Source organism: Mycobacterium szulgai (genome assembly GCF_002116635.1).
Classification (GTDB): Bacteria; Actinomycetota; Actinomycetes; order Mycobacteriales; family Mycobacteriaceae; genus Mycobacterium; species Mycobacterium szulgai.
In genome coordinates, this window is sequence record NZ_LQPW01000176.1 from 130,180 (window position 1) to 155,483 (window position 25,304).

The following is a 25,304-nucleotide window of genomic DNA, read 5'->3' on the forward strand; positions in this document are numbered from 1 at the left end:
ACGTATTTCAGCTCGACGTCCCGAGGTTCTCCACGTCGTCTTTGATCGCGGCTATGGCGTCGACGGGCGTGAGGTTGCGTCCCTGGCTGTCCTTGCCGAGTTGGGGCCAGCCGGTGCCGTCGGGCCCGCGCAACTGGTCCCAGATTTCGCGGACCTTGGTCAGCAATTCGGTTTGTTCCTCGTCAGTGAGCGCCATCAGCGGTCCTCCGTTAGTTGTGATGCCGCATGCGGCGGCAAATTGTTGCGCGGTGAGTCCGTCGGCGGAATTCATGTCGCACCGGCCGAACGGTGGGGCGCCCTGCGGGAGATTCGGGCTGTAACCCTGGCCGTCGGTGTATTGGTGTGCGACTTGGCCGGGGAGGTTTGGATTGTTCCCGTAACCCGCCGCGATGACGCGCAGGCCCGGCGGGCGCACCCGCCACATATTGAAGAAGTCATAAGCGTTGGCATAACCGATGATTCGTGCGGCGGAGCCGGCGTAATCGGCCAGATTCCAATACACCTGATTGATCCAGCTGGATCCGTCGCCCGGAGGATTGCCGCCGGATTCGACGTCGAGCATCAGTGCGACTCGCGGATGTAAGCCGCCTTCGGAGTCGATCATCGAACGCACGGTATCGGCGTTGGCCAACCAATTCGGGCGGACGTAGGTGTAAACGATTCCGAATGTCAAACGTCCGCTATCCAATGCCGAGCGCATCCAGGCGTAGTTGCGGGCAAAGTTGTGGTCACGATACGTGCCGTCGCAAACCCGAATAGAAAGCACCTGATAGGGATATGAGTTATCCACGGGCACTTGATATTCGGACACGTCTGCGAACAATGTGTCAACCACGGTGCTCAATCCCCCTTCACCGCAATGCTTATCGCCCATGCTACATAGCGCGGACAGTCGGTAATGTTGCCGCTGTGCCGAATCGAAAGGCAGACCGGCCCGCCCGTGTCGCCGACGTGCATCAGATCGCCGAGTCGATGCCGCACGTCAAGCGCCTTGAGGGGCCGAAGGGCAACTCTATCTACCAGGTGGGCGGGAAGTCGTTCGTGTTCTTTCGCACCCCCCAGCCCGACGCCGCCGATCCGGTGACCGGCGAACGCTACACCGACGTGATCATGCTGTGGGTGGAGTCGGAAAGCGACAAGCTGGCCTTGACCCAAGACCCCGCGTTGCCGTTTTTCACCACCGCCCACTTCGACGGCCACCCGTCGGTGCTGGTGCAGGCGCGCCGGCTGGCCGAGATCACCGTGACGGAATTGACCGAGCTCGTGCAAGACGCGTGGCTGTCGCGAGCATCGAAGCGGCGGGCCGACGTGTGGCTGGCCGGCCAACAGTCCTAGACAGGGACAAAACGCATTCAAAACGGTGTTCCCGTACCGGTGCGGGGTACCACTGGAAAATGTTTAGACATAGGTACAACGGGTATCTACGCAGCTACGGGAATTAGTCGGACACAACGGAGGTCACGATGCGCGGTAGCGGAATTCTCGGAGCCATTGTGCTGATCTGGCTGCTCATCGGAGTGTTCGCGGCATGGCAGCGTGGTTACTTCAAAGGTGAGCAAACAAGTTGCGCCTCAGCAGGAACCGTTGCTGTGACGGTGATTGCCGGCCCCCTTAACTACATGGGCGTCAACCCGAAAGTAAAGGACTGCCGTTTGCCGCAACCAAGCGCAATGCAAATTGACGTTATCCCGTCTATGTGAAGGAAGTCGCCATGATTGTCGTCGGTGCCATCTTATTGATCCTCGGATTTGTGTTCGGCATACATTTGTTGAGCGTTCTCGGTGTCATATTGCTTGTCATCGGCGCCGTGATGTGGGCCATGGGGTCCATGGGCCGCCCGGTCGCGGGCCGGCGGTACTGGTACTAGCCATCGGCACCCTCACAGCCCGGACATAGCTAAGGCATAGCGTCGGCCTAGACGGTCGCGGATACTGGAACACGTGACGGCCCCTCGAACCTCGGTTGAGCGGGTCGTCATGTGTCGTGCGGACGGCCAACCGGTCACCGTTCTGGTTGTCGACGACGAACCCGTTCTGGCCGAGATGGTGTCGATGGCATTGCGCTACGAGGGCTGGAACATCGCCACGGCCAGTGACGGGTCCTCGGCCATTGCAGCGGCCCGCGCCCAGCGTCCCGATGTCGTGGTTCTCGACGTGATGCTGCCCGACATGAGCGGCCTCGACGTACTGCACAAGTTGCGCAAGGAAAACCCCGGCCTGCCGGTGCTGCTGCTGACGGCAAAAGATGCCGTCGAAGATCGCATCGCCGGCCTGACCGCGGGCGGCGACGACTATGTCACCAAGCCGTTCAGCATCGAAGAAGTAGTCCTGCGGCTGCGCGCACTGCTGCGGCGCACCGGCGTCACGACGGTGGACAGCGGAGCACAGCTGGTCGTCGGCGATTTGGTGCTGGACGAAGACAGTCATGAAGTCACCCGTGCCGGCGAGCCGATCTCGTTGACCTCCACCGAGTTTGAGCTGCTCAGGTTCATGATGCGCAACGCCAAACGAGTGCTGAGCAAGGCGCAAATCCTGGACCGCGTGTGGAGTTACGACTTCGGCGGCCGGTCCAACATCGTCGAGCTCTATATCTCTTACCTGCGCAAGAAGATCGACAACGGTCGAGAACCCATGATTCACACGCTGCGCGGCGCAGGTTATGTCCTCAAGCCGGCCCGCTAAGGCGCCGCGAGTCTGGTCGCTTCGGCTCAGGCTTCTGGTCGGGCAGGTCGTCGTCCTCGCCATGGTGTGTGTGGGCATCATCTCGGCAACCGAACTCTCCCTGCATCACCACCTGATGGCTCAGCTCGACAGCCAACTGGGCGGCACCTCCTACCGCTCTTCGTTGATGTATCCCGAGCGCCACCGCGACACGCACGGTTTCGTAAGACTTGGTCCGGGCCCGAAATTTCTCGACGCCCCGGGGCAGCCGGCCGGCATGGTCGCCGCGGTGGTGAACAACGGCAAGACAGTCGACGCCGGTTACCTGACCAGCAGTGGCGCCCGGGCCGCGCTGACCCCGACCGCGCAGACCCAGCTGCAGCAGATTGCTGGCAGCCGCTCGCCAGTGACACTCGACCTGGATGGCCTGGGCCGCTATCGCGTGGTGGCGGCGCCGAGCCGAAACGGCGGCGACGTCATCGTCACCGGTCTGTCCATGGCAAACGTCGACGCCACCATGTTCCGGGTGCTGATCATCTTCGCGATCGTCACATTGATCGCACTGGTGGCTGCGACCACCGCCGGCATCGTGATCATCCGCCACGCGCTGGCGCCACTGCGCCGCGTCGCGCAAACCGCCGGCGAGGTTGTCGATTTGCCGTTGGACCGCGGCGAGGTTCAGCTGCCGGTCCGGGTGGCCGAAGCCGATGCCAATCCCAGCACCGAGGTCGGTCAGCTCGGATCGGCGCTGAACCGGATGCTCGACCACATCGCGGCCGCGTTGTCGACGCGGCAGGCCAGCGAGACCCGGGTACGCCAATTCGTTGCCGACGCCAGTCACGAACTGCGCACTCCGCTGGCCGCCATCCGCGGCTACACCGAACTCACGCAGCGCATGGGGGACGATCCCGAAGCGGTGGCGCACGCCATGAGCCGGGTGGCGTCCGAGACGGAGCGGATAACGCGCCTCGTCGAGGACTTGCTGTTGCTGGCCCGCCTGGACTCGGGCCGTCCGCTGGAACGCGAACCGGTGGACCTGACTCGCCTGGCGGTCGACGCCGTCAGCGACGCGCATGTCGCCGGACCCGATCACCAATGGGAACTGGACCTACCCCCCGAACCGGTAATGGTTCCCGGCGATGCCGCGCGGCTGCATCAGGTGTTGACCAATCTGTTGGCCAATGCCCGCGTCCACACCGGCGCCGGCACCGTCGTGACGACGCGGTTGAGTACCGAGCCGACACATACCTTGCTGCAGGTGATCGACAACGGTCCGGGCATTCCGAAAGCACTGCAGTCGGAGGTGTTCGAGCGGTTCGCCCGTGGTGACACCTCGCGTTCCCGCAAAGGTGGCAGCACCGGCCTGGGCCTGGCCATCGTCTCGGCCGTGGTCAAGGCACACAACGGAACGATCACGGTGAACAGCTCGCCCGGCTACACCGAGTTCGCGGTGCGGTTGCCACTCAGTGCCGCTTAGCAGAGTGGCAACCGCCCGCAAACCCGGACTAGGACCTGAGATCTAGGAGCAGGTGACGTCGATTTCGAACGGCTTGTTCACCGGTTGCATCGGGTTGGCCATGTCAACGCCGGTGGCGGTGCCGGTGATCTTGTAGGTGTTGCCGTTCTTGGTGGCAGAGGCGTTGCCCTGACCGGTCCCGGAGGTGTAACCGAGCGTTACGCCGTTGACGTTGCCCAGCCCGACGGACTTCACCTCGGGCGGGTTGCCGTCGGTGAGCACGGCGGCGATGCCGGTCGCTGCTCCGCCGATCGCGATGTTGACGTTGCCGGCCGCCGAGGTGCACACGACCGAGCCGGTCACGTTCTGGTCCTTGCCGTCAATGACTACCTTGGTCGACTTGGCCCCGCCGCCTCCGCCGCTGCTCACCGATGTGCCTGCGCTCGAGGTCCCGCTGCCGCTGGTATTCGACTTACTCGAACATCCGGAAAGACCTACGACCAAAATGGCCGCGCCGGCTACCACGACCGTCAGTCCACGCTTCACCCTTAGCTCCTTTGCCCTTGTAGTGGTCCGTCGACATTGAGGACCGCCTGCGCAGTATGCGGGTTAACTGGACGGAAGGTCTAGGTACCAAAGATATTTTTTTTCGGGTTGGTCGCCGCGGCGCCAGGCTACTAATGGCAATGTATTGCCGGTGGAATCCAAGCCTCCTACCGCTGTCATCGAGTCGGCCCACGGCAAACACCCGCTACCGCTGGATGACACAAGGGATTTCGACGATGCCGATCGCGGATTCATAGCGGCCCTGTCCCCGTGTGTCATTACGGCCGCTGACGGCCGGGTGGTGTGGGACAACGACGCATACGCATTCCTGGACGGGCCGGCGCCGACATCGGTGCATCCCAGTCTGTGGCGCCAGTCGACACTGGCGGCCAAACAAGGACTTTACGAAGTCGTACCTGGCATCTACCAGGTCCGCGGATTCGACATCTCCAACATCAGCTTCATCGAGGGCGACACCGGGATTATCGTCATCGATCCGCTGGTGTCCACCGAGGTGGCCGCCGCGGCGCTGGCGCTGTACCGCACCCACCGCGGCGGTGATCGTCCTGTCGTCGCGGTGATCTACACCCATAGCCATGTCGATCATTTCGGCGGCGTACTGGGTGTCACCACGCAGGCGGACGTGGATGCCGGAACGGTGGCGGTGCTGGCGCCGGAGGGTTTCACAGCCCATGCCGTGCAGGAGAACGTGTATGCGGGTCCGGCGATGCTGCGTCGGGCGACCTATATGTACGGTTCGCTGCTCGCCCGCGGACCACAGGAACAGGTGGGCTGCGGGCTTGGCCAGACCCCGTCCACCGGCGAGGTATCGATCATCGTGCCGACCATCGACATCCGGACGACCGGTGAGACGCACACCATCGACGGCGTGGAAATTGAGTTCCAGATGGCGCCGGGGACCGAGGCTCCGGCCGAAATGCACTTCTATTTCCCGCAATTCCGCGCGTTGTGCATGGCCGAGAACGCCACGCACAACCTGCACAACCTGCTGACGCTGCGCGGCGCTCTGGTGCGCGACCCACGGGCTTGGTCGGGCTATCTCACCGAAGCGATCGATGCGTTCGCCGATCGGGCCGAGGTGGTCTTCGCCTCCCACCACTGGCCGACGTGGGGGAAAGAGCGAATCGTCGAATTCCTTGCGCTGCAGCGAGACCTGTACGCCTATCTGCACGACCAGACGCTGCGATTGCTGAACCAGGGTTATACCGGCGTCGAGATCGCCGAAATGTTCCAACTGCCACCGGCATTGGAACGAGCCTGGCATGCCCGCGGTTACTACGGGTCGGTAAGCCACAACGTCAAGGCGGTCTACCAGCGTTATATGGGATGGTTCGACGGCAACCCGGCTCGGCTGTGGCCGCATCCTCCCGAAGCCCTGGCTCCGCGCTACGTCAAGGCCATCGGCGGAATCGACCGAGTGGTCGAACTGGCCAAAGCGGCCTTCGATAACGGTGACTTCCGTTGGGCGGCAACATTGCTCGATCATGCGATTTTCACCGACAGTAGCCACGCTGCAGCACGCGATCTCTACGCCGACACGCTGGAGCAGCTGGGCTACGGTGCCGAAAATGCCACCTGGCGCAACTTCTTCGTGAGCGGTGCTCGGGAATTGCGCGTGGGCAACTTCGGTACTGCGGGTCAAATCACTTCGCCGACAATGCTTTCCCAGCTGACTCCGGAGCAGATATTCGACAGTATCGCGATTCGGGTCAACGGACCGCGCAGCTGGGACCTCGACATCGCCGTCGACATCACGTTTGCCGATGTGGCGACGAACTATCGGCTCACGCTGCACAATGGTGTGCTGGTGCATCGCAAGGTAGCCGCCGATCCGGCCACCGCGGCCGTTACGGTAAAGTTGGCCAACAGTTTTCGGCTGCTGATGGCGGCCGGCGGCGATTTCACTTCGCCGGGGCTCGAACTGTCAGGGGACTCCGCAGCGTTGGCGTCACTGCTGGGCGCTCTGGATGAGCCGGACCCCAGCTTCAACATCGTCACGCCGTAGGGGCGTTCAACTTAAAAGCCGGGCGATCTCGATGTAGACCGGAATCCCGAGTGTGACGTTATAAGGAAAGGTCAAACCCAGCGACGCCGCCAACGGCAACGTTGGGCTCGCTTCGGGAATTGCCAACCGCTGCACGGCCGGTACGGCGATGTAGGAAGCCGCTGCGCACAAGATCGCGAAAAGGACGTAAGTGCCCGGCTTGAGGTGGGTAGCGGTGACGATAGCGAAGATGTGGGCGGCGGCGATCCCAAGCGTGGCAAAGAGGTTCGGCGCCAGCAGGCCGAAGAGGACGAAGCCGCGGCCCGCCGTGCGGAGGTCCTTCAACTTGCTGGCCGCAGTCATTCCCATGTCCAGCAGGTACAAACACAGCGCACCATGGAATGCCGACACGAAGAAGGAGTCGTCGTCGTGTACTGCCTGGGCGCCTTGCAGTCCACTGATGACGCCAATGATGATTCCGCCGAAAAGCAGTCCAAGCCCAGGGTTTAGGAATACCTCGCCGAAGAGCTCACGGGTGAGAACGCGCGGCTTGCCGCGCCGGCGCCGCGTCGGGTTCGGATCAAACGGCGGTTGCGTGGCCGCGCCGGGGCCGGCCTCCACCGGTGCGGTGTAACCGGGCTCGTCGGGCATCAGGCCCGTCGCGTCCATCCCGTTGCGTCGCAATCGGCCCACCAAGTACAGAGCGACCAGGCAGCCCGGAACCTCCATCACGGCCAGCATGACCGGCATGTAGGCGTCGTATGCCATACCGATGGTGCCCAGGACGCCCATGGCGGTCGCAAAACTGCCCGCGCCGTCCGAGGCGTAATAACTTGCCACCGTGGCTTTGTCGACGCGGCGCATGGTGGTCATTCGGTTGAGCAGGAAATAGGCGACCGCGCCGTTGACAAAGTTCCAGACGAAACCCGCGGCCACGAATTCGGCGATGTTGTCGATTTGCCATGGATCGACTTGAGCCAGTGCCTCGCCCCCGCGCCAGCCGATGGCCAGCAGTAGGTACATGGTCAGACCTTGGTAGATCACGGCGGGGAATTCGAACCGGACCCTCAGGACCGCCATCAGGAATCCGAGGTAGAAGAACAGCAACAGCGGCTTGAAGAGGTTGTGGGCGAAGTTCTGCCAGAGTTCGTGCAGCATCGACCCTCTCCTTGGACTCTGAGGGAGAGTACCTGCCGCGGCGTCAGGGCACGTCGATGACGACCTTGCCCAGCACTTTGCGGTCGGCTACGTGCCGCAGCGCCGCCGGGGTTTCGGCCAACGGGAAACGCGCACCGATGTAGGGCCGGACCAGGCCGGTGGCGAACATCTGCGCCAGCTCCGCCTGGTCGCGTTTGGCCTGATCAGGGTAGTCACTCATGAAGGTGCGGATCTCCATGCCGCGGATGGTGAGGTCCTTGAGCAGAACGAGGTTGAGCGGGATGGCCGGTATGGTGCCGGCGGCGTATCCCAGTGTGACGAACGTTCCGCCGCGCGCCAGACCGCGCAGCGCCGGCTCGGAATACGCGCCCCCGACGGGGTCGAGGACCACCCGGGCACTGTCGCCGGTGAGCTCACGGATGCGCGATTTCAGGTCTTCGGAGTCGTAGTCGACGACGGCAGCCGCGCCCCGCCGGCGGCACAGGTCGAGCTTTTCCGGGCTGGAGGCCGCGGCCAGGACGCGGGCCTGCATGGCCACGCCCAGATCGACGGCGGCCAGCCCAACACCGCCGGCGGCGCCGAGCACCACCACCCAGTCTCCGGCCGCGACCTGTGCGGTCGAGCGAAGTGCGTGATACGCCGTGCGATAGGTGACGCCGAATGCCGCGGCCGAGGCGAAATCGGAGTCTTCGGGGATCAGCATCGCCTGACCGGCTTCCAGCAGCGCCTGCTCGGCGAACGCGCCGAGCGTGGTTCCGGCCACCCGTTGACCCGGGCTGAAGGCCGCCCCGTCCCCGGCCGCGATCACTTCGCCGGCGATCTCGTTACCCGGTGTGAACGGCGGCGGGATCTTGACCTGATATTTGCCGGCGATGAACAGCACGTCGGGAAAGTTGACCGCGGCGGCGTGCACCCGTACCAGCAACTGGCCGGCCCCCGGCACCGGTTCGGGAACGTCCATCAGCACCAGGTCTTCCGGCGGACCGTAGGCCTGGCAGACGATCGCTCGCATCAACCGACCCCCAGCCCGCGCAGACAGAATTGCACGAGATGGTCGATGTCTGACTGGCTGGGCTGGTCGGTGGCACCCACATACCGCCGCATGGTCGCGGCGGTACAGCCGAACACGGCTTGGACGTCGCGGTCGACGTCGTCGCTGCCCAACTCGGTGATCGGCTCGATCAGCAGATCGCGCAGCGGCCCCATCATCTCCTGATCGGCTGCGCGCCAATGCGTTCCGGCCGTCAGCTGTCCGGCCGCCGCGCGGCTCATGCTGATCAGGTGCGGGTCGGCGACCTGGGCCAAAGTGCCTTCGATCCAGCGGGCGACCTGATCCCGCGGCGCGGTTTCCTTGGCCATCTGATGCTGCAGGTACGAGACGACGATCGCCACGCCCCGTTCCATGACGGCCAGGATGAGCTCGTCCTTTCCGGCGAAGTACCGGTAGAACGCCTTGTTCGACGAGCCGGCCTCGGCGACGATGTCGCTGACCCGGGGTGGCTCGGGTGCCACTCGCTCCATGACCCGCACTGCGGCGGCCAGGATGCGTTCGACTTCCTCGGTGGCCTCGCGTTGGCGATCGTCGAGTGCGCGCTCGACGGCCGCGGTCACCCTACTGGTCAACGAGCTCACCGTATTTGGCGCGGGCGGCCTGCCGCCGGACGCTGAGCATCTCACTCGGCCATTCGGCGTGCTCGGGTTCGTAATCCTTGAGCAGCATCCGGGCCAGGTTGACCTTGTGTGCCTCGGTCGGCCCGTCGGCCAGCCCGAGCGCAATCCCGCCGAGCAGCACATTGACCAGCGGCAGCTGATCGGTGAGGCCGAGTGCGCCGTGCACTTGAATTGCGCGCAGCGCAATGGATTTGAGCACCTGAGACGCGAGGATCTTGCAGGCGCCGATCTCGGCCCGGGCGGCGCGCTCGTCGCCGCTTTCGATCAGCCAGGCGGCGTGCAGCACGGTCAGCCGGAACGGTATCAACTCGGTGTAGGAGTCGGCGACGAACTCTTGTACCAACTGCTTGTCGGCCAGTGAACTGCCTTGGGTGAACCGGCTTTTCGCGCGCCGGGACATCATCTCGACGGCGCGCTGCGCCATGCCGATGGAACGCATTGCGTGATGCAGCCGGCCGCCGGCCAGCCTGGTCTGCAGGATAAGGAAGCCCTGACCCGCCTCACCAAGCAATGCGTCCGGGCCCACCCGCACCCCGTCATAGCGCACCAGGGAATGGCCCGGTTCGCGCGGGTCGGCTCCGACCAGGTGGTAGTTCTCCTCGACGGTCAGGCCCTCGGTTCCGGCCGGAATCAGGAACGTCGAGGCGCCGCGATGGACCGGTACGTTGGGATCGGTGACGGCGACGACGATGAAGAAGGATGCGACGGAGGCGTTGGAGGAGAAGAACTTACGTCCGGTGATCACCCAATCATCACCGTCGCGAACCGCACTGGTCTTGAAAACCCTGGGGTCGGCGCCGCCCTGCGGCTCAGTCATCGAAAAGCAGGAGAAGATCTCTCCGGACAGCAACCCGTCGAGGTAGCGGTCCTTTTGTTCCTGGGTCCCGAAGCGGGCCAGGATCTCTGCGTTGCCGGTGTCGGGGGCCTGTGTTCCGAACACGATCGGCGCCCACGGGCTGCGGCCCAGGATCTCGTTGATCAAGGTCAGCTTGACCGCGCCAAAACCCTGCCCACCCAGCTCGGGGCCCAGATGCGGCGCCCATAAGCCCTGGTCTCTAACCTGCTGTTTAAGCGGATCCACGATGCGGCGGCGCTCGTCGTTCAGCGGCAAAAACTCGCAACCCGGGAACAAGACCTCGAGCGGTTCTACCTCCTCACGCACGAACTCGCGGACCCAGGCGAGCTTCTTTTCGAACTCCGGTTCGGTGGAAAAGTCCCAAGACATTCGCATACTCCTGTTCTGGTCAGGGAATACCGCCGTCGGCCCGCAAGATCGAGCCAGTGGTGAAGCTGGAGGCATCAGACGCCAGAAATAGTGCGGCGCCGACGATTTCGCGCGGGTCGCCGGCGCGCTGCAGTGACAGGTGACCGAACCTGTTGGTCTTGTCCTGGTCGAGCCCCCATGCCTTGCTGACATCGGTCAGGTACGGCCCGGCCATCAGTGTGTTGACCCGTACGGTCGGTCCGAATGCGCGGGCCAGGCCTTCGGTCATCGCGTTGAGCCCGGCCTTGGCCGCCGCATAGGGAATGATGTCCGCACCCGGACGCAGCGACCCGGTGGAGCTCACATTGATGATGGAGCCACGACCGGCGGCTACCATCCGCTCCCCGACCAATGCCGAAAGCCGAAACGGCCCTTTGAGATTGAGGTTGACCACGGCGTCGAAGAGTTTTTCGGTGACGTTGCTCAGCTTGTCGTACAACGGTGACATGCCCGCGTTGTTGATCAACGTATCGACCTTGCCGAACCGGTCGTAGGTCGCGTCCGCCAACCCTTCGAGCTGATCCCAGCGGCCCACGTGCACTTGATAAGCCATGGCGGCGCGGCCGGTCTGCGCCTCGATCTCCTTGGCGACGGCCACACAGTTGTCCATGTTGCGGCTGGCGATCACCACGTCGGCGCCGCAGCGGGCGGCCGCGAACGCCATCTCGCGGCCCAGCCCGCGGCTGCCCCCGGTGATCAGCACGACGCGGTCGGTCAAATCGAAAAGGTCATCGGCATAACCCATTTCAGCGAACCTTACTGGGAAGGGAGCGAGCTAGTTCGGCCGCGGTGGCGATCAACTGCAGGATCATCGGCCCGAACGCGCCGGTGATCTTCGGGTCCACTTTTCCGGTGCGAACCCCTGCCGCATATGTCTTTTCCAGCACAATGCCCAGTTTCCAGTTCGCCAGCACCAGGTAGTAGTCGATGTTCTCAGTCGACAGCCCACTGACCGTCTCATAGTGGTCGAGAAGCTCACTGCGCGCCGGCATGCCCCGCATGTCCAGATAGAACCCCTCGGCGCGCGGCTCTTCGCCGTCGTAGCCCAACAGTGCCCACGCCAGATCCAGCAGCGGATCACCGACCGTGGTCATCTCCCAGTCCACGATCGCGGCCAGCCGGGCCGGCGCCGCGTGAGCGAACATCACGTTGGCGAACTGATAGTCGCCGTGCATGATGCCCGGCCGGTAGTGGGCAGGCCGATTGCGGCGTAGCCAATCGGCGGCATCGTCGAGCCCGGGCAACTCGCGCACCTGATAGGCCTGGAGAAACTTCAGCCAGCGATCAACCTGCCGCTCGTGGAACCCGTCGGGACGGCCGAAGCCGTCAAGACCCTGCGCACGCCAGTCCACCCGGCCCAACAGGGCGGCGCCCTCGACGAGCTGGAACGCCAGCTCGCGCCGGGCTGCCAGGTCGGTGTCGAACGGCGCGCGCCACCCGCCGTCCATCGGGCTCCAGCCGTCGATCGCCTGCATCACGTAGAACGGCATGCCCAGCACCGAACCGGTCTCGTCGGCCGCGATCAGCTCGGCGTGGGGGACATCGGTACCCGACAAGGCCCGTACCAGCCGGATCTCGCGCAGCAATCCATCGATCCGGGCCGCGTCGGCGCGGGGGCCCGGCATGCGCAGCACCATCCGGTGAGCGCCCCGCTGGATCAGGTACAGGGTGTTTTGCGAGCCGCCGCCGAGTTCGGTAAGAACCGGCTCTTCGCCTTCGCCGGACGCACCTTCGGTGTCGAGCCAGCGGCCAAGAACGCCTGAATCCATTGCGTAATGACACCCCACTCTCTGTGGGGAGAATAGCATTCTCCGCTAGCGTGGGAAGCCCGCGAAACCGACATGGAAGGCTTGGTCCATGCAGTTGCTTCTGGTCCGGCATGCGTTGCCGCTGCGTAGCGACCATGGTGAGGGCTCCGATCCGGACCTGTCCGAGGATGGACTTGCGCAGGTCGCACGCCTGCCCGAGGCGCTGGCCCGGTTTCCGATCTCGCGGGTGGTCAGCAGCCCGCAACGGCGCGCCATTCAGACCGCCGAACCTGTCGCGGCGGGCCGCGGGCTGTCCGTCGATGTCGATGAGCGGTTCGCCGAGTACGACCGCAACCTGCCCGCCTACATCCCTGTCGAGCAGATCCGGAACGAGTTCCCCGAGGAGTGGGCGCGCATGGCCCAGGGGCACCTGCCCAGCGCGGTCGACGAAGACGCGTTTCGGGCGCGGGTTCGCGCGGCGGTCGACGACGTGGTCGCCGCGGCCGATCCCGACGACACGGTTGCGGCGTTCAGCCACGGTGGGGTGATCAACGTGGTGCTGCACGAAATTCTAGGGACCGCGCGGCTGCTGTCGTTTCCCATCGACTACGCATCGGTGACGCGGCTGTTGTTCTCCCGAAGCGGGCAGGCGACAGTGGCGACGGTGAACTTCACCGAACACGTGTGGGACCTGCTGCCGAGAAATCAGCGGTAACGCGGAGTCGGCTGGTGCGACAGCCGCTACCAATGTGACACAACCGCACCTGCCCCTTTGCGCGCCTGAAGCGCTGGTAGAAAGTCGGCGGTGGTAAACAAGTTCGGTGACCTCGACTGACCGACTCAACGGGCTCGACCTGCCCGCACTGGACCGGTACCTGCGTTCGCTGGGCCTCGAGCGCGACGGCGAGCTACGCGGCGAGCTCATCTCCGGCGGCCGCTCGAACCTGACCTTCCGTGTCTACGACGACACCACCAGCTGGTTGGTGCGGCGTCCGCCGCTGCACGGGCTCACACCGTCGGCCCACGATATGGCGCGCGAATACAAGGTGGTGGCCGCGCTGCAGGACACCCCTGTGCCGGTCGCGCGCACGATCGCCCTGTGCGACGACGTCTCCGTACTGGGTGCACCGTTTCAAATCGTCGAATTCGTCGCCGGGCAAGTGGTGCGCCGGCGCGCCCAACTCGAAGCCTTCAGTCGCTCAGCCATCGACGGCTGCGTCAACTCGTTGATCCGCGTCCTCGTCGACTTGCACGGCATCGACCCGAATGCCGTCGGGCTGGGCGACTTCGGCAAACCCAGCGGCTACCTGGAACGCCAGGTGCGGCGGTGGGGTTCACAATGGGAGCTGGTGCGACTGCCCGACGATCACCGCGACGCCGACGTCGCCCGGCTGCATTCGGCTCTGCAGCAAGCCATTCCGCAACAGAGTCGCACCTCCATCGTGCACGGCGACTACCGGATCGATAACACGATCCTGGACGCCGATGACCCGACGAAGGTGCGCGCGGTCGTGGACTGGGAGCTCTCCACGCTGGGAGATCCGCTGTCCGACGCGGCCCTGATGTGCGTGTACCGCGACCCCGCGCTGGACCTGATCGTTAACGCGCAGGCGGCCTGGACCTCGCCGCTGTTGCCCAACGCCGACGAGCTGGCGGACCGCTACTCCCTGGTCTCCGGACATTCGCTGGGGCACTGGGAGTTCTACATGGCGCTGGCTTATTTCAAGCTCGCCATCATCGCCGCCGGCATTGACTTCCGCCGCCGCATGGAGTTGCAGGCCGACGGGAAAGACGACTATGACACCGAGCCCGAAGTCGTGGCGCCGTTGATCTCCCGTGGGCTCGCCGAGATCGCCAAGCCGGTCTCTTAGCTAATGCGGCGCCGTGGCTGCCAGGTTCTTCTTGGCCGCGCGGCGCAGTTGAACAATGCGTGCGGTGCCGACGGCCACCGTCAGCAGCCCGCCGCACACTGCCGCCAGCAAGATGGCGACCCCAAGGGGCAGGCTCCAGCGCCAGCCGAGGAAAGCGAACGGCGTCGACGCGGTGTTCTGCGCGATGAAGATCAGCAGCAGGATCAAGATCAGGAATCCGGCGATCAGGGCCGACCACAGCGCACCGGCGCGAGTGAACTTCGACGCCGAATCCTTCGTCGCGCGGGAGCGAGGACCGGTGGGCCGGGGCGGCGCCGGGGGTGGCTGAGCGGGTGGGCCAGGGGGAGTGCCGGTCATAGTGCCATCTTTGTCCCATCCCGCACGGATTCAAACCGAACCACGCGGGAAACTTGCGGGCGCGTCTCGGCCATTCTGCCGATACTGTCGACGGCATGGGGATGCCGCGGCGCACGGTACTCGCCGCGGCTGGGTCTTTCGCTGCGGCGTGCCTGCTTGCGGCGTGCGGGAGTGCCGATCCGCTCGGATCGGCAACAGGGAACGTCAAATCCATCGTGGTCGGATCGGGCGACTTCCCCGAATCGCAGATCGTCGCTGAAATCTACGCACAGGCTCTGCAGGCCAACGGGTTCGACGTAGGACGGCGGATGGGCATCGGCAGCCGCGAAACCTACATCCCGGCGCTCAAAGACCATTCCATCGACCTGGTTCCGGAATACATCGGAAATCTGCTGCTGTACTTTGAGCCCGACTCCAAGGCGACCTTGCTCGACGCGGTCGAATTGGAGCTCTACAAGAAACTGCCCGGCGACTTGTCAATCCTGACGCCGTCGCCGGCTTCTGACACCGACACCGTCACCGTCACCGCCGCGACCGCCGCCATGTGGAATCTGCGAACCATCGCCGACCTGGCGGCTCATTCCGCGGAGGTGCGGTTCGCCGCACCGTCGGCGTTCACGACCCGGCCGTCCGGGCTGCCCGGCCTGCGGCAGAAGTACGGACTTGAGGTGGGCGCCGCTAACTTCGTGACAATCAACGACGGCGGCGGCGCGGTCACCGTGCGAGCGCTGGTGGACGGAACGGTCACCGCCGCCAACATCTTCAGCACTTCGGCGGCCATCCCACAGAACCGTCTGGTGGTGCTCGATGATCCCGAACACAACTTTCTGGCCGGCAACATCGTGCCGCTGGTGAACTCTCAGAAGAAGTCGGACCGTCTTAAAGATGTGTTGGATGCGGTATCGGCAAAGCTCACCACCGCCGGTCTGGCCGAACTCAACGCCGCGGTGTCGGGCAACGGCGGCGTCGACCCCGATGAAGCCGCCCGAAAATGGGTGCGGGACAACGGCTTCGACCGACCCATTCAGCAGTAGGCGCCGCGGTGATCAGCTTCGACGATGTCGCCAAGGTGTACCCCGACGGCACCACAGCGGTGGACCGATTGAGCCTGGAAGTGCCCAACGGCATGTTGACGGTGTTCGTCGGGCCCTCTGGCTGCGGTAAGACGACCGCGCTGCGCATGATCAACCGGATGGTCGAGCCGACCTCCGGCACCATCACCGTCGACGGAATCGACGTGGCCGGTGTCAACCCGGTGCAATTGCGCCTCGGCATCGGATACGTCATCCAGAATGCGGGACTGATGCCGCATCAACGGGCGATCGACAACGTCGCGACGGTACCGGTACTGCGGGGCGAATCACGCCGCGCCGCCCGCAAAGCCGCCTATGAGGTGCTCGAGCGGGTCGGGCTCGATCCCAAGGTCGCCACCCGCTATCCCGCGCAACTTTCCGGCGGCGAACAACAACGCGTCGGCGTGGCCCGCGCGCTGGCCGCCGACCCCCCGATCTTGCTGATGGACGAGCCGTTTTCGGCCATCGACCCAGTGGTCCGTCACGAGCTGCAGAACGAAATCCTCAGGCTGCAAAGCGAACTGCATAAGACCATCGTTTTCGTCACGCACGACATCGACGAGGCATTCAAGCTCGCCGACTTGGTGGCGGTGTTCGCACCGGGCGGCCGGCTGCAGCAGTACGGCAAACCGACTCAACTGCTCTCGCGTCCGGCCAACGAATTCGTATCCAAGTTCATCGGCCTCGGGCGCGGCTATCGGTGGCTGCAACTCATCGACGGGGCCGGTCTGACGGTGCACGACATCGAGCGCATCTTCGTCGACAGTCTTGGCACGGCACAACTCAGCGGCGGCTGGGCGCTGGTGATCGACGCCGGGGGCGAGCCGCTGGGCTGGATCGACGCCGAGGGCCTGCGCCGCCACCAGCGTGGCGCGGCGTTGTCGCAGAGCATGACCGTTGTTGGCTCGGTGTTTCGCCCGAACGGGAACCTCAGCCAGGCCCTGGATGCCGCGTTGTCGTCGCCGTCGGCGGTCGGTGTCGCCGTCGACGGCGACGGCAAGGTGATCGGTGGCGTACTGGCGGCCGATGTGCTGGCCGCCGTCAACGGCCGACGGCAGGGCTGAGACGTGCACTACTTGATCACGCATCTCGGCTCGGCCTGGGCACTGACCGTGGTCCATCTGCGCCTGGCCCTGATCCCGGTGCTGATCGGGCTGGTGATCGCGGTGCCGCTGGGTGTGTTGGTGCAGCGCGCTCCGATCCTTCGGCGGTTGACGACGGCGACGGCCAGCATCGTGTTCACCATCCCGTCGCTGGCTCTGTTCGTGGTCCTGCCGCTGATCATCAAGACCCGGATCCTCGACGAGGCCAACGTCATCGTCGCGCTGGCGGCCTACACCACCGCGCTGCTGGTGCGCACCGTGCTGGAGGCGCTTGACGCGGTGCCACGGCAGGTGCGTGACGCGGCCATCGCGGTCGGCTACGGACGGGTCGGCCGAATGCTGAAAGTCGAGCTGCCACTGGCGATTCCGGTGTTGGTAGCCGGATTGCGGGTGGTGGTGGTGACCAATATCGCGATGGTCTCGGTGGGTTCGGTGATCGGTATCGGCGGCCTGGGTACCTGGTTCACCGCGGGCTACCAGATGAACAAGAGCGACCAGATCGTGGCCGGCATCATCGCGATGTTCGTGCTGGCGGTCGTCATCGATGTGCTGATCGTGCTGGGCGGCTGGCTGGCCACGCCGTGGGAACACGCCAGGCGCCGACCCAGACGTCGTCGCCGCCACGTTGCTGCCCCGATAGCCGGGGGAGCGCGATGAACTTCATCGGACAGGCACTGTCCTACTTGTCCACCGCGAGCAATTGGGCCGGCCCGGCCGGTCTGACGGCCCGCGTTGCAGAGCACCTGGAGTACACCGCGCTGGCGGTCGCGGCGTCGGCGTTGATCGCGGTCCCGGTCGGGCTGCTCATCGGGCATACCGGTCGAGGCCAACTGATGGTGGTGACGGCGGTCAACGGACTGCGCGCACTACCCACGCTGGGCGTGCTGCTGCTCGGGGTGCTGATCTACGGATTGGGCTTGGGACCGCCGATAGTGGCGCTGATGCTGTTGGGCGTGCCGCCGCTGCTGGCCGGTGCTTACTCGGGCGTAGCAAATGTCGATCCCGGTGTGGTCGACGCCGCCCGCGCGATGGGCATGACCGAGCCGCAGGTGCTGATGCGCGTCGAAGTACCCAACGCGCTGCCGCTGATCCTGGGCGGATTACGCAGCGCGACGCTGCAAGTGGTGGCCACCGCGACCGTCGCCGCCTACGCCAGCCTCGGTGGCCTGGGCCGCTATTTGATCGACGGGATCAAGGAGCGCGAATTTCACATCGCGCTGGTCGGCGCGCTGATGGTGGCCGCATTGGCGCTGATGCTCGATGGCCTGCTGGCATCAGCGGTGTGGGCTTCGGTGCCTGGCACCGGGCGGCTCAGCAAACCGCGCTGGATGTCTCACTCGGCCAATTGACGCAGCAGTTAGCGACAAACCTGCCGCGGGTGATGGACACGTCCTACGGTAGACGTGTGAACGCAGCCTCTTCTGATCCGACTCCACGCATGTGGCCTGCGATGTTAACCTGGCGTGCGCAGGACATCTCCCGCATGGAATCGGTACGAATCCACCTGTCCGGCAAGAAAATCAGGGCCACTGGCCGCATCGTGGCGGCGGCCACCGACAGCAACCCGCCGTTCGGCGCCTTCTATGAAGTACAGACCGACGAGACCGGGGCCACCAAGCGATTCGGGTTGACCGTCACGATGGCCGAGCGCGAACGCCAGCTCGCGATTGCCCGCGACGAGGAAAACATGTGGTTGGTCACTGACCACCAGGGCGAACGGCGGGCCGGCTACAACGGTGCGCTGGACATCGATGTGGTGTTCAGCCCGTTCTTCAACGCTTTGCCGATCCGCCGCCTCGGGTTACACGAACGAGCCGAATCGATCACGCTGCCGGTGGTCTATGTGAATGTGCCCGACATGTCGGTCGTCGCCGATACGGTGAGCTATACCAGCGAAGGTCGGCTCGATGCGATCAAGCTGCGGTCGCCGGTCGCCAACACAATCGTCACCGTCGACGCCGACGGATTCATCGTGGACTATCCAGGTTTGGCAGAGCTGATCTGATCACGCCGCCCGCCCGGCCGGCGGCCGCCAGCTGTTCGCGCCAGTTCGGCGCGCCGATGACGACGGTGACGATGTCGTAGCGCGGGAAGCTTTCATAACGCGTGCGTGCGGCGTGGCCTTCGTCGACGAGATCGGCTACCGAGCCGTTGCGGGCCAGTGAACCCCGGGCCCGGGTCAATAGATCGATCACCCGGTCGGTGACGGGCTGCAGCTGGACCGAGTTGCCTTCGCACATCGCCCGGACCAGGTCCGGGGCGGTGCCCGCGACCCGGGTGGCGTCCCGGAATGAGCCTGCGGCCAGGGCGAAAGCCAACGGCACCTCCGCGGCGGTGACCGCCAGGGCCTCGGCGAGCAGATGCGGCAGATGCGAAATCGCGGCCGCGGCGGCGTCGTGCTCGTCGGATTTGGCCGGCACCACCATTGCCCCGCAGTCCAGGGCCAGCGTCATCACCATCGACCACACTGCGGGGTCGACGTGGTCGTCCACGCTGATGACCCAAGGCGCCCGGTTGAACAGTCCGCCGTGTCCGGCCGCCCAACCCGAGTGGGCCGTGCCCGTCATCGGGTGTCCCCCCACGAAGCGAGTCTGCAGACCGGCCATGGTGACCTCGCCGAGGACGGCGCTTTTGACGCTGGTGACGTCGGTCAGGGGACAGTGGGGAGCCGTTTCGTGGATGTGGGCCAGCATGTTCGCCAGGGCCGGCATCGGGACGGCCAGCACAATCAGCGCTTCGGTATCGGCGGCTCGCTTCAACGTTTCGTTCAGGTCGGTGCTGGCGTCGAAGCCGTCAGCCCGGGCGCCCTGGGCGCCCTCCACCGACCGGTTGTAGCCGAAGACCTCACGACCGGTCGGGGCCAGGGCCCGCATTATCGAGCCGCCGATGAGTCCCAGTCCCAGCACACACACCGGTCTCCCCGTCACAGTCTTAAGGTTGGCACAGTTCGGCCGGTTCCGGTGGGTGCGGATTTCCGCTCGTCTGGTAAAGCGACCTGGTGGGGACTACCGTAGGCGCCCATGGGAGCACAACGCCCATCCGCAGGGGCCGCGTCGGGGCCGTCGGTGGACACGCCGGACGGTTTCGGAGTAGCGGTCGTGCGTGAAGACGGCCGATGGCGGTGTTCCCCGATGGGTCCCAAGGCGCTCACCAGCCTTTCTGCCGCCGAGACGGAGTTGCGTGAGCTGCGCAGCTCTGGCGCGGTCTTCGGCCTCCTCGACGTTGACGACGAGTTCTTCGTCATCGTGCGCCCGGCGCCGTCGGGGACCCGGCTGTTGCTCTCGGATGCCACGGCCGCGCTGGACTACGACATCGCGGCCGAAGTTCTGGACAATCTGGACGCCGAAATCGATCCCGATGACCTTGAGGATTCCGATCCCTTCGAAGAGGGGGATCTGGGCTTGCTGTCCGACATCGGGCTGTCCGAGGCGGTGCTGGGAGTCATCCTCGACGAGTCCGACCTCTACGCCGACGAGCAACTCGGCCGCATCGCCCGGGAGATGGGCTTTGCCGAGCAGCTGTCGGCCGTGATCGACCGCCTCGGGCGGTGATCGCAAGCGCGGCGCAGCCGGGCGCAGCGGGTCGCCGCCATCAGGACCCAGCGGTGATCGCAAGCGCGGCGGAGCCGGGCGCAGCGGGTCGCCGCCATCAGGACCCAGCGGTGATCGCAAGCGCGGCGGAGCCGGGCAAAGCGGGTGACGAAGAGCTGATTCGTGCCGCGTTGGCGGTGGCATTGACGGCCGGGGCGCGCGATGTGCCGATCGGCGCGGTAATCGTCGGGGCCGACGGCACCGAACTGGCCCGAGCGGTGAACGCCCGCGAGGCCCTCGGCGATCCCACCGCGCACGCGGAGATCCTGGCATTGCGTGCCGCGGCCCGCGTGCTGGGCGACGGTTGGCGACTCGAAGGCGCCACGCTGGCCGTAACCGTCGAGCCGTGCACGATGTGCGCTGGTGCGCTGGTGCTGGCCAGAATTGGGCGTCTGGTGTTCGGGGCGTGGGAACCCAAGACCGGGGCGGTGGGCTCGCTGTGGGATGTCGTCCGCGATCGTCGGCTCAACCATCGCCCTGAAGTCAGGGGCGGCGTCCTGGCTGCTCAGTGCGCCGCGCCGCTGGAGGAGTTCTTCGCCCGCCAGCGATTGGGGTGACGGGCCATTGGTTCGGTAAGCTGCTCGGCGGTGGCGTGTCCGAGCGGCCTAAGGAGCACGCCTCGAAAGCGTGTGACGGCTAACACCGTCCGAGGGTTCAAATCCCTCCGCCACCGCCAATTTTCGCGGCTTTGGGCGCCGAAATTGCCGCCATGGTCGTGGGTGGGCCCCGAATCGCGACCCTCACGGCAATCTTGGCGACGGCCGGCACGAGGAGCCGCTAGGTCAACCCGTTCTCGCCGTTTCGTCCCAGCAGCAGTCCACCTGTGCCACCGATTCCAGCGCCGGCTTTAGAACCGCCGTTGCCGCCGTTGCCGCCGTTGCCGCCGTCGCCGATCAGCACTGCGTTGCCGCCATTGCCACCGGCCCCGCCCGCAAATCCGCCTTGGCCGCCGGCTCCGCCGGCTCCGCCATTGCCCAACTGGCCAGACTTGCCACCTGTTCCACCCTCCCCGCCCGTGCCGGTGACGCTGAGCCCGCCGGCCCCGCCGATCCCGCCGACTCCGAGCAGATTGGCGTCACCGCCCATGCCGCCGGCACCCCCACCGCCAACGGCGCCTATTCCTCCGGTCCCGCCGACGCCGCCACCGGAGAACGCCGCGCCAGCGTGGCCACCGTTGCCCCCGGCGCCGCCGGTCCCATCGAAGGAGTAGCCGCCGTCGCCACCGGCGCCGCCAGCGCCGAACAACAGGCCGGCGTTGCCGCCGGCGCCGCCCGAAGCACCAATCGGCCCTACGGTGGTGGCCCCACCAATGCCCCCGGCGCCGCCGGGACCGGCGAGCATGCCGGCGTTGCCGCCGCTACCGCCGGTGCCACCTTGGGCGACGCCGATCCCGCCGGCTCCGCCGTTGCCGCCGCCGGCGCCGACCAACGCCCCGAGCAGCCCACCGGTCCCGCCCGTCCCGCCGTTGCCGCCCACGCTTGCGAGGCCAAGAGTGGTGCCGCCACCGGGCCCTCCGGGCCCGCCGCCGGTCAACAGGCCGCCGGGTCCGCCGGCACCTCCGTGCCCGCCGTTCCCGCCGCCAGATGCGAACCCTCCGGGACCGCCCACCCCGCCGGTGCCAGCCAGCAACCCACCGGGTCCGCCGGCCCCGCCGGCCCCGGCGTTGCCGGTCGATGAACTCCACCCTGCACCGCCGGCGCCGCCGGTGCCGATGATTGCGCCTGCCCCGCCGGCACCACCGTTTTGATCCGGCCCGCCGGACCCGCCGGCGCCGCCGTTGCCGAACAACCACCCGGCGGGCCCACCGTCTTGCCCGGTTCCCGGTGCCCCGTTGGCGCCATTGCCGACCAGCGGGCGTCCGGTCAGATCCTTGAAGGGTGCGTTGATCGCGTCCAGCACGGCCTGGTTCTTCAGCAGCCCGCCTGGCCCGTCGATGCCGTTGCTGCCGTTACTTGCCGAGGTGGGGCCGACCCCGCCGTTGCCGCCGGAGCCCCCGTCGCCGATCAGCACGGATGCGCCGCCGTTGCCGCCGTTACCGCCGGTCGTAGCGCCCTGCCCGCCGGCGCCGCCGGCGCCACCGCCACCGAACAGCAGGCCGCCTTTACCGCCGTCGCCGCCCATCCCGCCGGTAGTGGCCCCGCTGACCCCGCCGACCCCGCCGATTCCGCCACCACCGAGTAGTCCGGCGTTGCCGCCGGTTCCGCCCGTTCCGCCGGCGCCCGACATGCTCGATCCGCCGACGCCGCCGTCGCCGCCGTTGGAGAGCAACAGTCCGGCGTTGCCACCAGCACCGCCGTGTCCAGCGGTGCTACCACCGTATCCGCCCTCCCCGCCGACGCCGCCCTGCCCAAACAAGAAGCCGGCGTTGCCCCCGGTTCCGCCGGCGCCACCACCGCCTGACATCGAGACGCCGCCAGTCCCGCCCGAACCAGCCGTGCCTGCGAACATTCCGCCGTTACCGCCGGTTCCACCGGCACCCCCCAACTGCTGGCTCGTACCTCCGGCGCCACCGTTGCCGCCGCCGGCTCCGACGAATCCGCCGAGTAACCCGCCTGTTCCGCCGGCGCCGCCCACCCCGCCGGACGTGGGGCCAATACCGCCTGACCCGCCGTTGCCGCCGGCGCCCAACAGCCCGCCGGCGCCACCTGTCCCGCCGACTCCACCGGTCCCGAGGACGCCCAGCGACGCGCCCCCGGCGCCGCCGACTCCGCCGCTGCCGAGTAGCCATCCGCCGGCGCCGCCCGCGCCACCGGCTCCGGCGGTGCCGGTCGGTACGGCCCCACCGGCGCCTCCGGCGCCGCCACTACCGAACAACCCGGCGGCGCCGCCGGCCCCGCCGTTCTGGCCCGGTGCCCCGGATCCACCGGCCCCGCCGTCGCCGATCAACCACCCGCCGGGGGAGCCGTTGTGGCCGGTTCCCGGGGCGCCGTTGGCGCCGTTGCCGATCAGCGGACGCGTCGTCAGGGCCACGCTCGAGGCGTTGATCGCGTTGAGCGCATCTTGTTGGAGCACTTGCAGGGTTTGCAGTGGTGCGGCGGCTGCGGCATCGGCCGTGGCATAGGAGCCCGCGGCAGCGGCGAGGGCTCTCGTGAAATGGGCATGAAACTGCGTTGTCTGCGCACTGATCGCTTGGTAACCCTGGGCATGTTGGGAGAACAGCGCGGCAATCACCGCCGATATTTCATCTTCGGCGGCGGCGAGCATCCCAGTCGTCGGGGTAGCTGCCGCCGCGTTGGCCGTACTCAGGGTGGAGCCGATACGGGCCAAATCACCGGCCGCCGCATTCACTATCTCTGGTGCTACCTGCAAAAACGACATCGTGCTTCCTTCCGTGATGTCTGAACAAAGTGACGTCGCACCCGCCTCTCGCCGCGGGTCGAACACTGGCCTCGCCATTTAATAATGAGCATGCTAATCAGTGATTAGCTTGCTAAGCATATGACGGAGATACGCGTTCCGGAAGGGGTGCCTGGGTTGGGAGCGTTAGGGCGTCATCGCGCGGTGATCAGGTCAAGTAGCGAACCGAGTTCCTGCAGTTGTTCTGTGGTCAACCCGGCGCCAACCTCTTTGGCTGCGACGGCGACAACTTCTTGCAGTTGGCTGACCATGGCTTGTCCGCTTGGGGTGAGCTCGACCAGTGCCACGCGGCGATCGGAGTCAACTCGCCGGCGGGTGACCAGGCCTTGGCGTTCCAGTCGTTCTAGTTGGCGGGTGAGGGTGGGGCCTTCGATGTCGAGGCGTTGGGCAAGTTCGCGCTGCATGAGTGGTCCTTGCTGGTGGAGGGTGGCAAGGACTGACCAGCCGGCGTAGGTCGTGCCGGCTCTGGCTAGATGGGAATCGAGGGTTTGGCGTGCATTGCGGGCGGCCAGGGTGAGGCGGCGGCCAAAGCAATCGACGACGAATGCCGTCTCCGCATCCGGGGTTTGCACCTGCTGCCGCCACAACTCGTTCATTGCTGGCTACATAGTGGCGACGGGTTAGTCGGGGGGCGGGGCGAAATGGCGGGGTTAGACGCGTCCACCAGGTCTGACATCTTGGTTCCTTCCGCGACGCGCACCGCGGTGCCGAGCAGTTCATTGCTTAGCTTACTAAATAATGAGCTGATGGGATACGGCGGGAAGTCGGCAGGGACGCCACCCGTTTAGGGAAACGAGCGTCGGGCGGTGACCTGGTCGAGGAGCGCGCCCAATTGCTGCAGTTGTTCTGTGGTCAATCCCGAGCCAACCTCTTTGGCTGCGACGGCGACAACTTCTTGCAGTTGGCTGACCATGGTTTGTCCGCTTGGGGTGAGCTCGACCAGTGCCACGCGGCGATCGGAGTCCACCCGCCGGCGAGCGACCACGCCTTGGCGTTCCAGTCGTTCTAGTTGGCGGGTGAGGGTGGGGCCTTCGATGTCGAGGCGTTGGGCAAGTTCGCGCTGCATGAGTGGTCCTTGCTGGTGCAGGGTGGCAAGGACTGACCAGCCGGCGTAGGTCGTGCCGGCTCTGGCTAGATGGGAATCGAGGATCTGGCGTGCATTGCGGGCGGCCAGGGTGAGGCGGCGGCCGAGGCAATCGATCGCGGCTGCCGAGTGCTCATCCGGGGTCGTTGCCATAAGCGCCTCCGTATGTAACACTTAGCAAGCTAAGCAATGAACCGCTTATTACCTGCGGCTTTCCGTGGTGCGCTTTTCGACTAGCAAGCTCAGCACTGAAATTGATTCTAGCTAGTGGGTTCTTGAAGCCGTCCCCGCGCGACTAACGAAGAGCGTTCGGCTGACGCGACCCGAGATAGCCGGCTCCCGGTCACTGCGGGGCGGGGGC

Annotated in this window: 27 protein-coding genes, 1 tRNA gene and 1 pseudogene; 16 read left to right on the forward strand and 13 right to left on the reverse strand. The window is 65.9% G+C overall.

Annotation, left to right across the window (positions count from 1 at the left end; genetic code table 11):
* Positions 1-7: 7 nt before the first annotated feature.
* The gene (locus AWC27_RS28730) at positions 8-835 is read right to left on the reverse strand and encodes a hypothetical protein (RefSeq protein WP_085674272.1); all 828 of its coding nucleotides are present in this window, start codon (positions 833-835) and stop codon (positions 8-10) included.
* Positions 836-972: 137 nt separating this feature from the next.
* Between AWC27_RS28730 and AWC27_RS28735 the strand changes: the two genes are divergently transcribed.
* The 5 genes from AWC27_RS28735 (at position 973) to AWC27_RS28750 (ending at position 4,137) form a co-directional block, all read left to right on the forward strand.
* Positions 973-1,335, forward strand: a complete 363-nt coding sequence (locus tag AWC27_RS28735; protein WP_085674274.1) for an MmcQ/YjbR family DNA-binding protein — start codon at positions 973-975, stop codon at positions 1,333-1,335.
* Between the two features lie 128 nt (positions 1,336-1,463).
* Positions 1,464-1,700: a hypothetical protein gene (locus tag AWC27_RS28740; RefSeq protein WP_083113617.1), complete on the forward strand. Its 237-nt coding sequence runs from the start codon at positions 1,464-1,466 to the stop codon at positions 1,698-1,700.
* Positions 1,701-1,711: 11 nt separating this feature from the next.
* Positions 1,712-1,867 carry a DUF6131 family protein gene (locus AWC27_RS31425; RefSeq protein ID WP_169726887.1) on the forward strand — a complete coding sequence of 52 codons (156 nt, stop codon included), beginning with the start codon at positions 1,712-1,714 and terminating at the stop codon, positions 1,865-1,867.
* Between the two features lie 109 nt (positions 1,868-1,976).
* Positions 1,977-2,681 (forward strand): two-component system response regulator TcrX, encoded by a 705-nt coding sequence (gene tcrX / locus AWC27_RS28745; RefSeq protein ID WP_083113618.1) that lies wholly within the window; start codon positions 1,977-1,979, stop codon positions 2,679-2,681.
* On the forward strand, positions 2,659-4,137 hold the full coding sequence (locus AWC27_RS28750) for a sensor histidine kinase (RefSeq protein ID WP_085674189.1): 1,479 nt from the start codon (positions 2,659-2,661) through the stop codon (positions 4,135-4,137). The genes tcrX and AWC27_RS28750 overlap by 23 nt, the downstream gene beginning before the upstream one ends.
* A gap of 42 nt (positions 4,138-4,179) precedes the next feature.
* On the opposite strand, the gene AWC27_RS28755 is transcribed toward AWC27_RS28750, so the two are convergent.
* Positions 4,180-4,662 carry a lipoprotein LpqH gene (locus AWC27_RS28755; RefSeq protein ID WP_083113620.1) on the reverse strand — a complete coding sequence of 161 codons (483 nt, stop codon included), beginning with the start codon at positions 4,660-4,662 and terminating at the stop codon, positions 4,180-4,182.
* A gap of 145 nt (positions 4,663-4,807) precedes the next feature.
* Here AWC27_RS28755 and AWC27_RS28760 point away from each other — a divergent pair, with 145 nt between their 5' ends.
* Complete coding sequence (locus AWC27_RS28760; protein WP_169726888.1) at positions 4,808-6,688, forward strand: alkyl/aryl-sulfatase; 1,881 nt, start codon at positions 4,808-4,810, stop codon at positions 6,686-6,688.
* A 6-nt stretch (positions 6,689-6,694) separates the two neighbouring features.
* On the opposite strand, the gene AWC27_RS28765 is transcribed toward AWC27_RS28760, so the two are convergent.
* The 6 genes from AWC27_RS28765 to AWC27_RS28790 are packed head-to-tail and all read right to left on the reverse strand — an operon-like array spanning position 6,695 to position 12,568.
* Positions 6,695-7,825: a sodium-dependent bicarbonate transport family permease gene (locus AWC27_RS28765; RefSeq protein ID WP_083113622.1), complete on the reverse strand. Its 1,131-nt coding sequence runs from the start codon at positions 7,823-7,825 to the stop codon at positions 6,695-6,697.
* Between the two features lie 43 nt (positions 7,826-7,868).
* Positions 7,869-8,837: an NADPH:quinone oxidoreductase family protein gene (locus tag AWC27_RS28770; protein WP_085674193.1), complete on the reverse strand. Its 969-nt coding sequence runs from the start codon at positions 8,835-8,837 to the stop codon at positions 7,869-7,871.
* A complete protein-coding gene (locus tag AWC27_RS28775; RefSeq protein ID WP_083113624.1) occupies positions 8,837-9,457 on the reverse strand; it encodes a TetR/AcrR family transcriptional regulator in 621 nt (206 codons plus the stop codon). The genes AWC27_RS28770 and AWC27_RS28775 overlap by 1 nt, the downstream gene beginning before the upstream one ends.
* Complete coding sequence (locus AWC27_RS28780; RefSeq protein ID WP_085674195.1) at positions 9,438-10,721, reverse strand: acyl-CoA dehydrogenase family protein; 1,284 nt, start codon at positions 10,719-10,721, stop codon at positions 9,438-9,440. The genes AWC27_RS28775 and AWC27_RS28780 overlap by 20 nt, the downstream gene beginning before the upstream one ends.
* A 19-nt stretch (positions 10,722-10,740) precedes the next feature.
* Positions 10,741-11,505, reverse strand: a complete 765-nt coding sequence (locus AWC27_RS28785) for an SDR family NAD(P)-dependent oxidoreductase (protein ID WP_085674197.1) — start codon at positions 11,503-11,505, stop codon at positions 10,741-10,743.
* Position 11,506: 1 nt separating this feature from the next.
* Positions 11,507-12,568 (reverse strand): phosphotransferase family protein, encoded by a 1,062-nt coding sequence (locus tag AWC27_RS28790; protein WP_085674199.1) that lies wholly within the window; start codon positions 12,566-12,568, stop codon positions 11,507-11,509.
* 49 nt (positions 12,569-12,617) lie between these two features.
* On the opposite strand from AWC27_RS28790, the gene AWC27_RS28795 reads away from it, so the two are divergent.
* On the forward strand, positions 12,618-13,223 hold the full coding sequence (locus AWC27_RS28795) for a histidine phosphatase family protein (RefSeq protein ID WP_085674201.1): 606 nt from the start codon (positions 12,618-12,620) through the stop codon (positions 13,221-13,223).
* A 106-nt stretch (positions 13,224-13,329) separates the two neighbouring features.
* Positions 13,330-14,379, forward strand: coding sequence for a phosphotransferase family protein (locus AWC27_RS28800; protein WP_085674203.1), 1,050 nt, complete (start codon positions 13,330-13,332; stop codon positions 14,377-14,379).
* On the opposite strand, the gene AWC27_RS28805 is transcribed toward AWC27_RS28800, so the two are convergent.
* Positions 14,380-14,736 carry a LapA family protein gene (locus tag AWC27_RS28805; RefSeq protein WP_085674205.1) on the reverse strand — a complete coding sequence of 119 codons (357 nt, stop codon included), beginning with the start codon at positions 14,734-14,736 and terminating at the stop codon, positions 14,380-14,382.
* 95 nt (positions 14,737-14,831) lie between these two features.
* Between AWC27_RS28805 and AWC27_RS28810 the strand changes: the two genes are divergently transcribed.
* The 5 genes and pseudogenes from AWC27_RS28810 (at position 14,832) to AWC27_RS28830 (ending at position 18,917) form a co-directional block, all read left to right on the forward strand.
* Positions 14,832-15,770 (forward strand): ABC transporter substrate-binding protein, encoded by a 939-nt coding sequence (locus AWC27_RS28810; RefSeq protein WP_085674207.1) that lies wholly within the window; start codon positions 14,832-14,834, stop codon positions 15,768-15,770.
* 8 nt (positions 15,771-15,778) lie between these two features.
* A complete protein-coding gene (locus AWC27_RS28815; protein WP_085674209.1) occupies positions 15,779-16,873 on the forward strand; it encodes an ABC transporter ATP-binding protein in 1,095 nt (364 codons plus the stop codon).
* Positions 16,874-16,876: 3 nt separating this feature from the next.
* Positions 16,877-17,569 carry an ABC transporter permease gene (locus tag AWC27_RS28820; RefSeq protein ID WP_085674211.1) on the forward strand — a complete coding sequence of 231 codons (693 nt, stop codon included), beginning with the start codon at positions 16,877-16,879 and terminating at the stop codon, positions 17,567-17,569.
* Positions 17,566-18,313: pseudogene (locus tag AWC27_RS28825) on the forward strand (ABC transporter permease). Before AWC27_RS28820 ends, AWC27_RS28825 begins: the two are co-directional and overlap by 4 nt.
* Before the next feature lie 4 nt (positions 18,314-18,317).
* Positions 18,318-18,917: a putative glycolipid-binding domain-containing protein gene (locus AWC27_RS28830; protein ID WP_139837286.1), complete on the forward strand. Its 600-nt coding sequence runs from the start codon at positions 18,318-18,320 to the stop codon at positions 18,915-18,917.
* Here AWC27_RS28830 and AWC27_RS28835 read toward each other — a convergent pair.
* Complete coding sequence (locus AWC27_RS28835; RefSeq protein ID WP_139837287.1) at positions 18,880-19,884, reverse strand: prephenate dehydrogenase; 1,005 nt, start codon at positions 19,882-19,884, stop codon at positions 18,880-18,882. The two genes, AWC27_RS28830 and AWC27_RS28835, sit on opposite strands and share 38 nt — an antisense overlap.
* Positions 19,885-19,932: 48 nt before the next feature.
* Here AWC27_RS28835 and AWC27_RS28840 point away from each other — a divergent pair, with 48 nt between their 5' ends.
* From AWC27_RS28840 to AWC27_RS28850, 3 genes are all read left to right on the forward strand, one after another.
* Positions 19,933-20,463 (forward strand): tRNA adenosine deaminase-associated protein, encoded by a 531-nt coding sequence (locus AWC27_RS28840; protein WP_085674218.1) that lies wholly within the window; start codon positions 19,933-19,935, stop codon positions 20,461-20,463.
* A 113-nt stretch (positions 20,464-20,576) separates the two neighbouring features.
* Entirely contained in the window at positions 20,577-21,059 is a 483-nt protein-coding gene (locus AWC27_RS28845) for a nucleoside deaminase (protein ID WP_085674276.1), read from the forward strand.
* 29 nt (positions 21,060-21,088) lie between these two features.
* A tRNA-Ser gene (locus AWC27_RS28850) sits at positions 21,089-21,178 on the forward strand.
* A 101-nt stretch (positions 21,179-21,279) separates the two neighbouring features.
* On the opposite strand, the gene AWC27_RS28855 is transcribed toward AWC27_RS28850, so the two are convergent.
* The 3 genes from AWC27_RS28855 to AWC27_RS28865 all read right to left on the reverse strand — a co-directional run bounded on the left by AWC27_RS28855 (position 21,280) and on the right by AWC27_RS28865 (position 25,096).
* On the reverse strand, positions 21,280-23,820 hold the full coding sequence (locus tag AWC27_RS28855; protein WP_085674220.1) for a PE family protein: 2,541 nt from the start codon (positions 23,818-23,820) through the stop codon (positions 21,280-21,282).
* Between the two features lie 173 nt (positions 23,821-23,993).
* Complete coding sequence (locus tag AWC27_RS28860; protein ID WP_085674222.1) at positions 23,994-24,455, reverse strand: MarR family winged helix-turn-helix transcriptional regulator; 462 nt, start codon at positions 24,453-24,455, stop codon at positions 23,994-23,996.
* A gap of 188 nt (positions 24,456-24,643) precedes the next feature.
* Positions 24,644-25,096: a MarR family winged helix-turn-helix transcriptional regulator gene (locus tag AWC27_RS28865; RefSeq protein WP_085674224.1), complete on the reverse strand. Its 453-nt coding sequence runs from the start codon at positions 25,094-25,096 to the stop codon at positions 24,644-24,646.
* Positions 25,097-25,304: the final 208 nt, after the last annotated feature.

Coding starts and splice junctions, on each gene's coding strand:
- AWC27_RS28750 (WP_085674189.1), top strand. CDS start 2,659: ATGTCCTCAAGCCGGCCCGCTAAGGCGCCGCGAGTCTGGTCGCTTCGG.
- AWC27_RS28810 (WP_085674207.1), top strand. CDS start 14,832: ATGGGGATGCCGCGGCGCACGGTACTCGCCGCGGCTGGGTCTTTCGCT.
- AWC27_RS28790 (WP_085674199.1), bottom strand. CDS start 12,568: ATGCTATTCTCCCCACAGAGAGTGGGGTGTCATTACGCAATGGATTCA.
- AWC27_RS28855 (WP_085674220.1), bottom strand. CDS start 23,820: ATGTCGTTTTTGCAGGTAGCACCAGAGATAGTGAATGCGGCGGCCGGT.
- AWC27_RS28805 (WP_085674205.1), bottom strand. CDS start 14,736: ATGACCGGCACTCCCCCTGGCCCACCCGCTCAGCCACCCCCGGCGCCG.
- AWC27_RS28780 (WP_085674195.1), bottom strand. CDS start 10,721: ATGTCTTGGGACTTTTCCACCGAACCGGAGTTCGAAAAGAAGCTCGCC.
- AWC27_RS28860 (WP_085674222.1), bottom strand. CDS start 24,455: ATGAACGAGTTGTGGCGGCAGCAGGTGCAAACCCCGGATGCGGAGACG.
- tcrX (WP_083113618.1), top strand. CDS start 1,977: ATGTGTCGTGCGGACGGCCAACCGGTCACCGTTCTGGTTGTCGACGAC.
- AWC27_RS28865 (WP_085674224.1), bottom strand. CDS start 25,096: ATGGCAACGACCCCGGATGAGCACTCGGCAGCCGCGATCGATTGCCTC.
- AWC27_RS31425 (WP_169726887.1), top strand. CDS start 1,712: ATGATTGTCGTCGGTGCCATCTTATTGATCCTCGGATTTGTGTTCGGC.
- AWC27_RS28785 (WP_085674197.1), bottom strand. CDS start 11,505: ATGGGTTATGCCGATGACCTTTTCGATTTGACCGACCGCGTCGTGCTG.
- AWC27_RS28740 (WP_083113617.1), top strand. CDS start 1,464: ATGCGCGGTAGCGGAATTCTCGGAGCCATTGTGCTGATCTGGCTGCTC.
- AWC27_RS28770 (WP_085674193.1), bottom strand. CDS start 8,837: ATGCGAGCGATCGTCTGCCAGGCCTACGGTCCGCCGGAAGACCTGGTG.
- AWC27_RS28840 (WP_085674218.1), top strand. CDS start 19,933: ATGGGAGCACAACGCCCATCCGCAGGGGCCGCGTCGGGGCCGTCGGTG.
- AWC27_RS28735 (WP_085674274.1), top strand. CDS start 973: ATGCCGCACGTCAAGCGCCTTGAGGGGCCGAAGGGCAACTCTATCTAC.
- AWC27_RS28795 (WP_085674201.1), top strand. CDS start 12,618: ATGCAGTTGCTTCTGGTCCGGCATGCGTTGCCGCTGCGTAGCGACCAT.
- AWC27_RS28765 (WP_083113622.1), bottom strand. CDS start 7,825: ATGCTGCACGAACTCTGGCAGAACTTCGCCCACAACCTCTTCAAGCCG.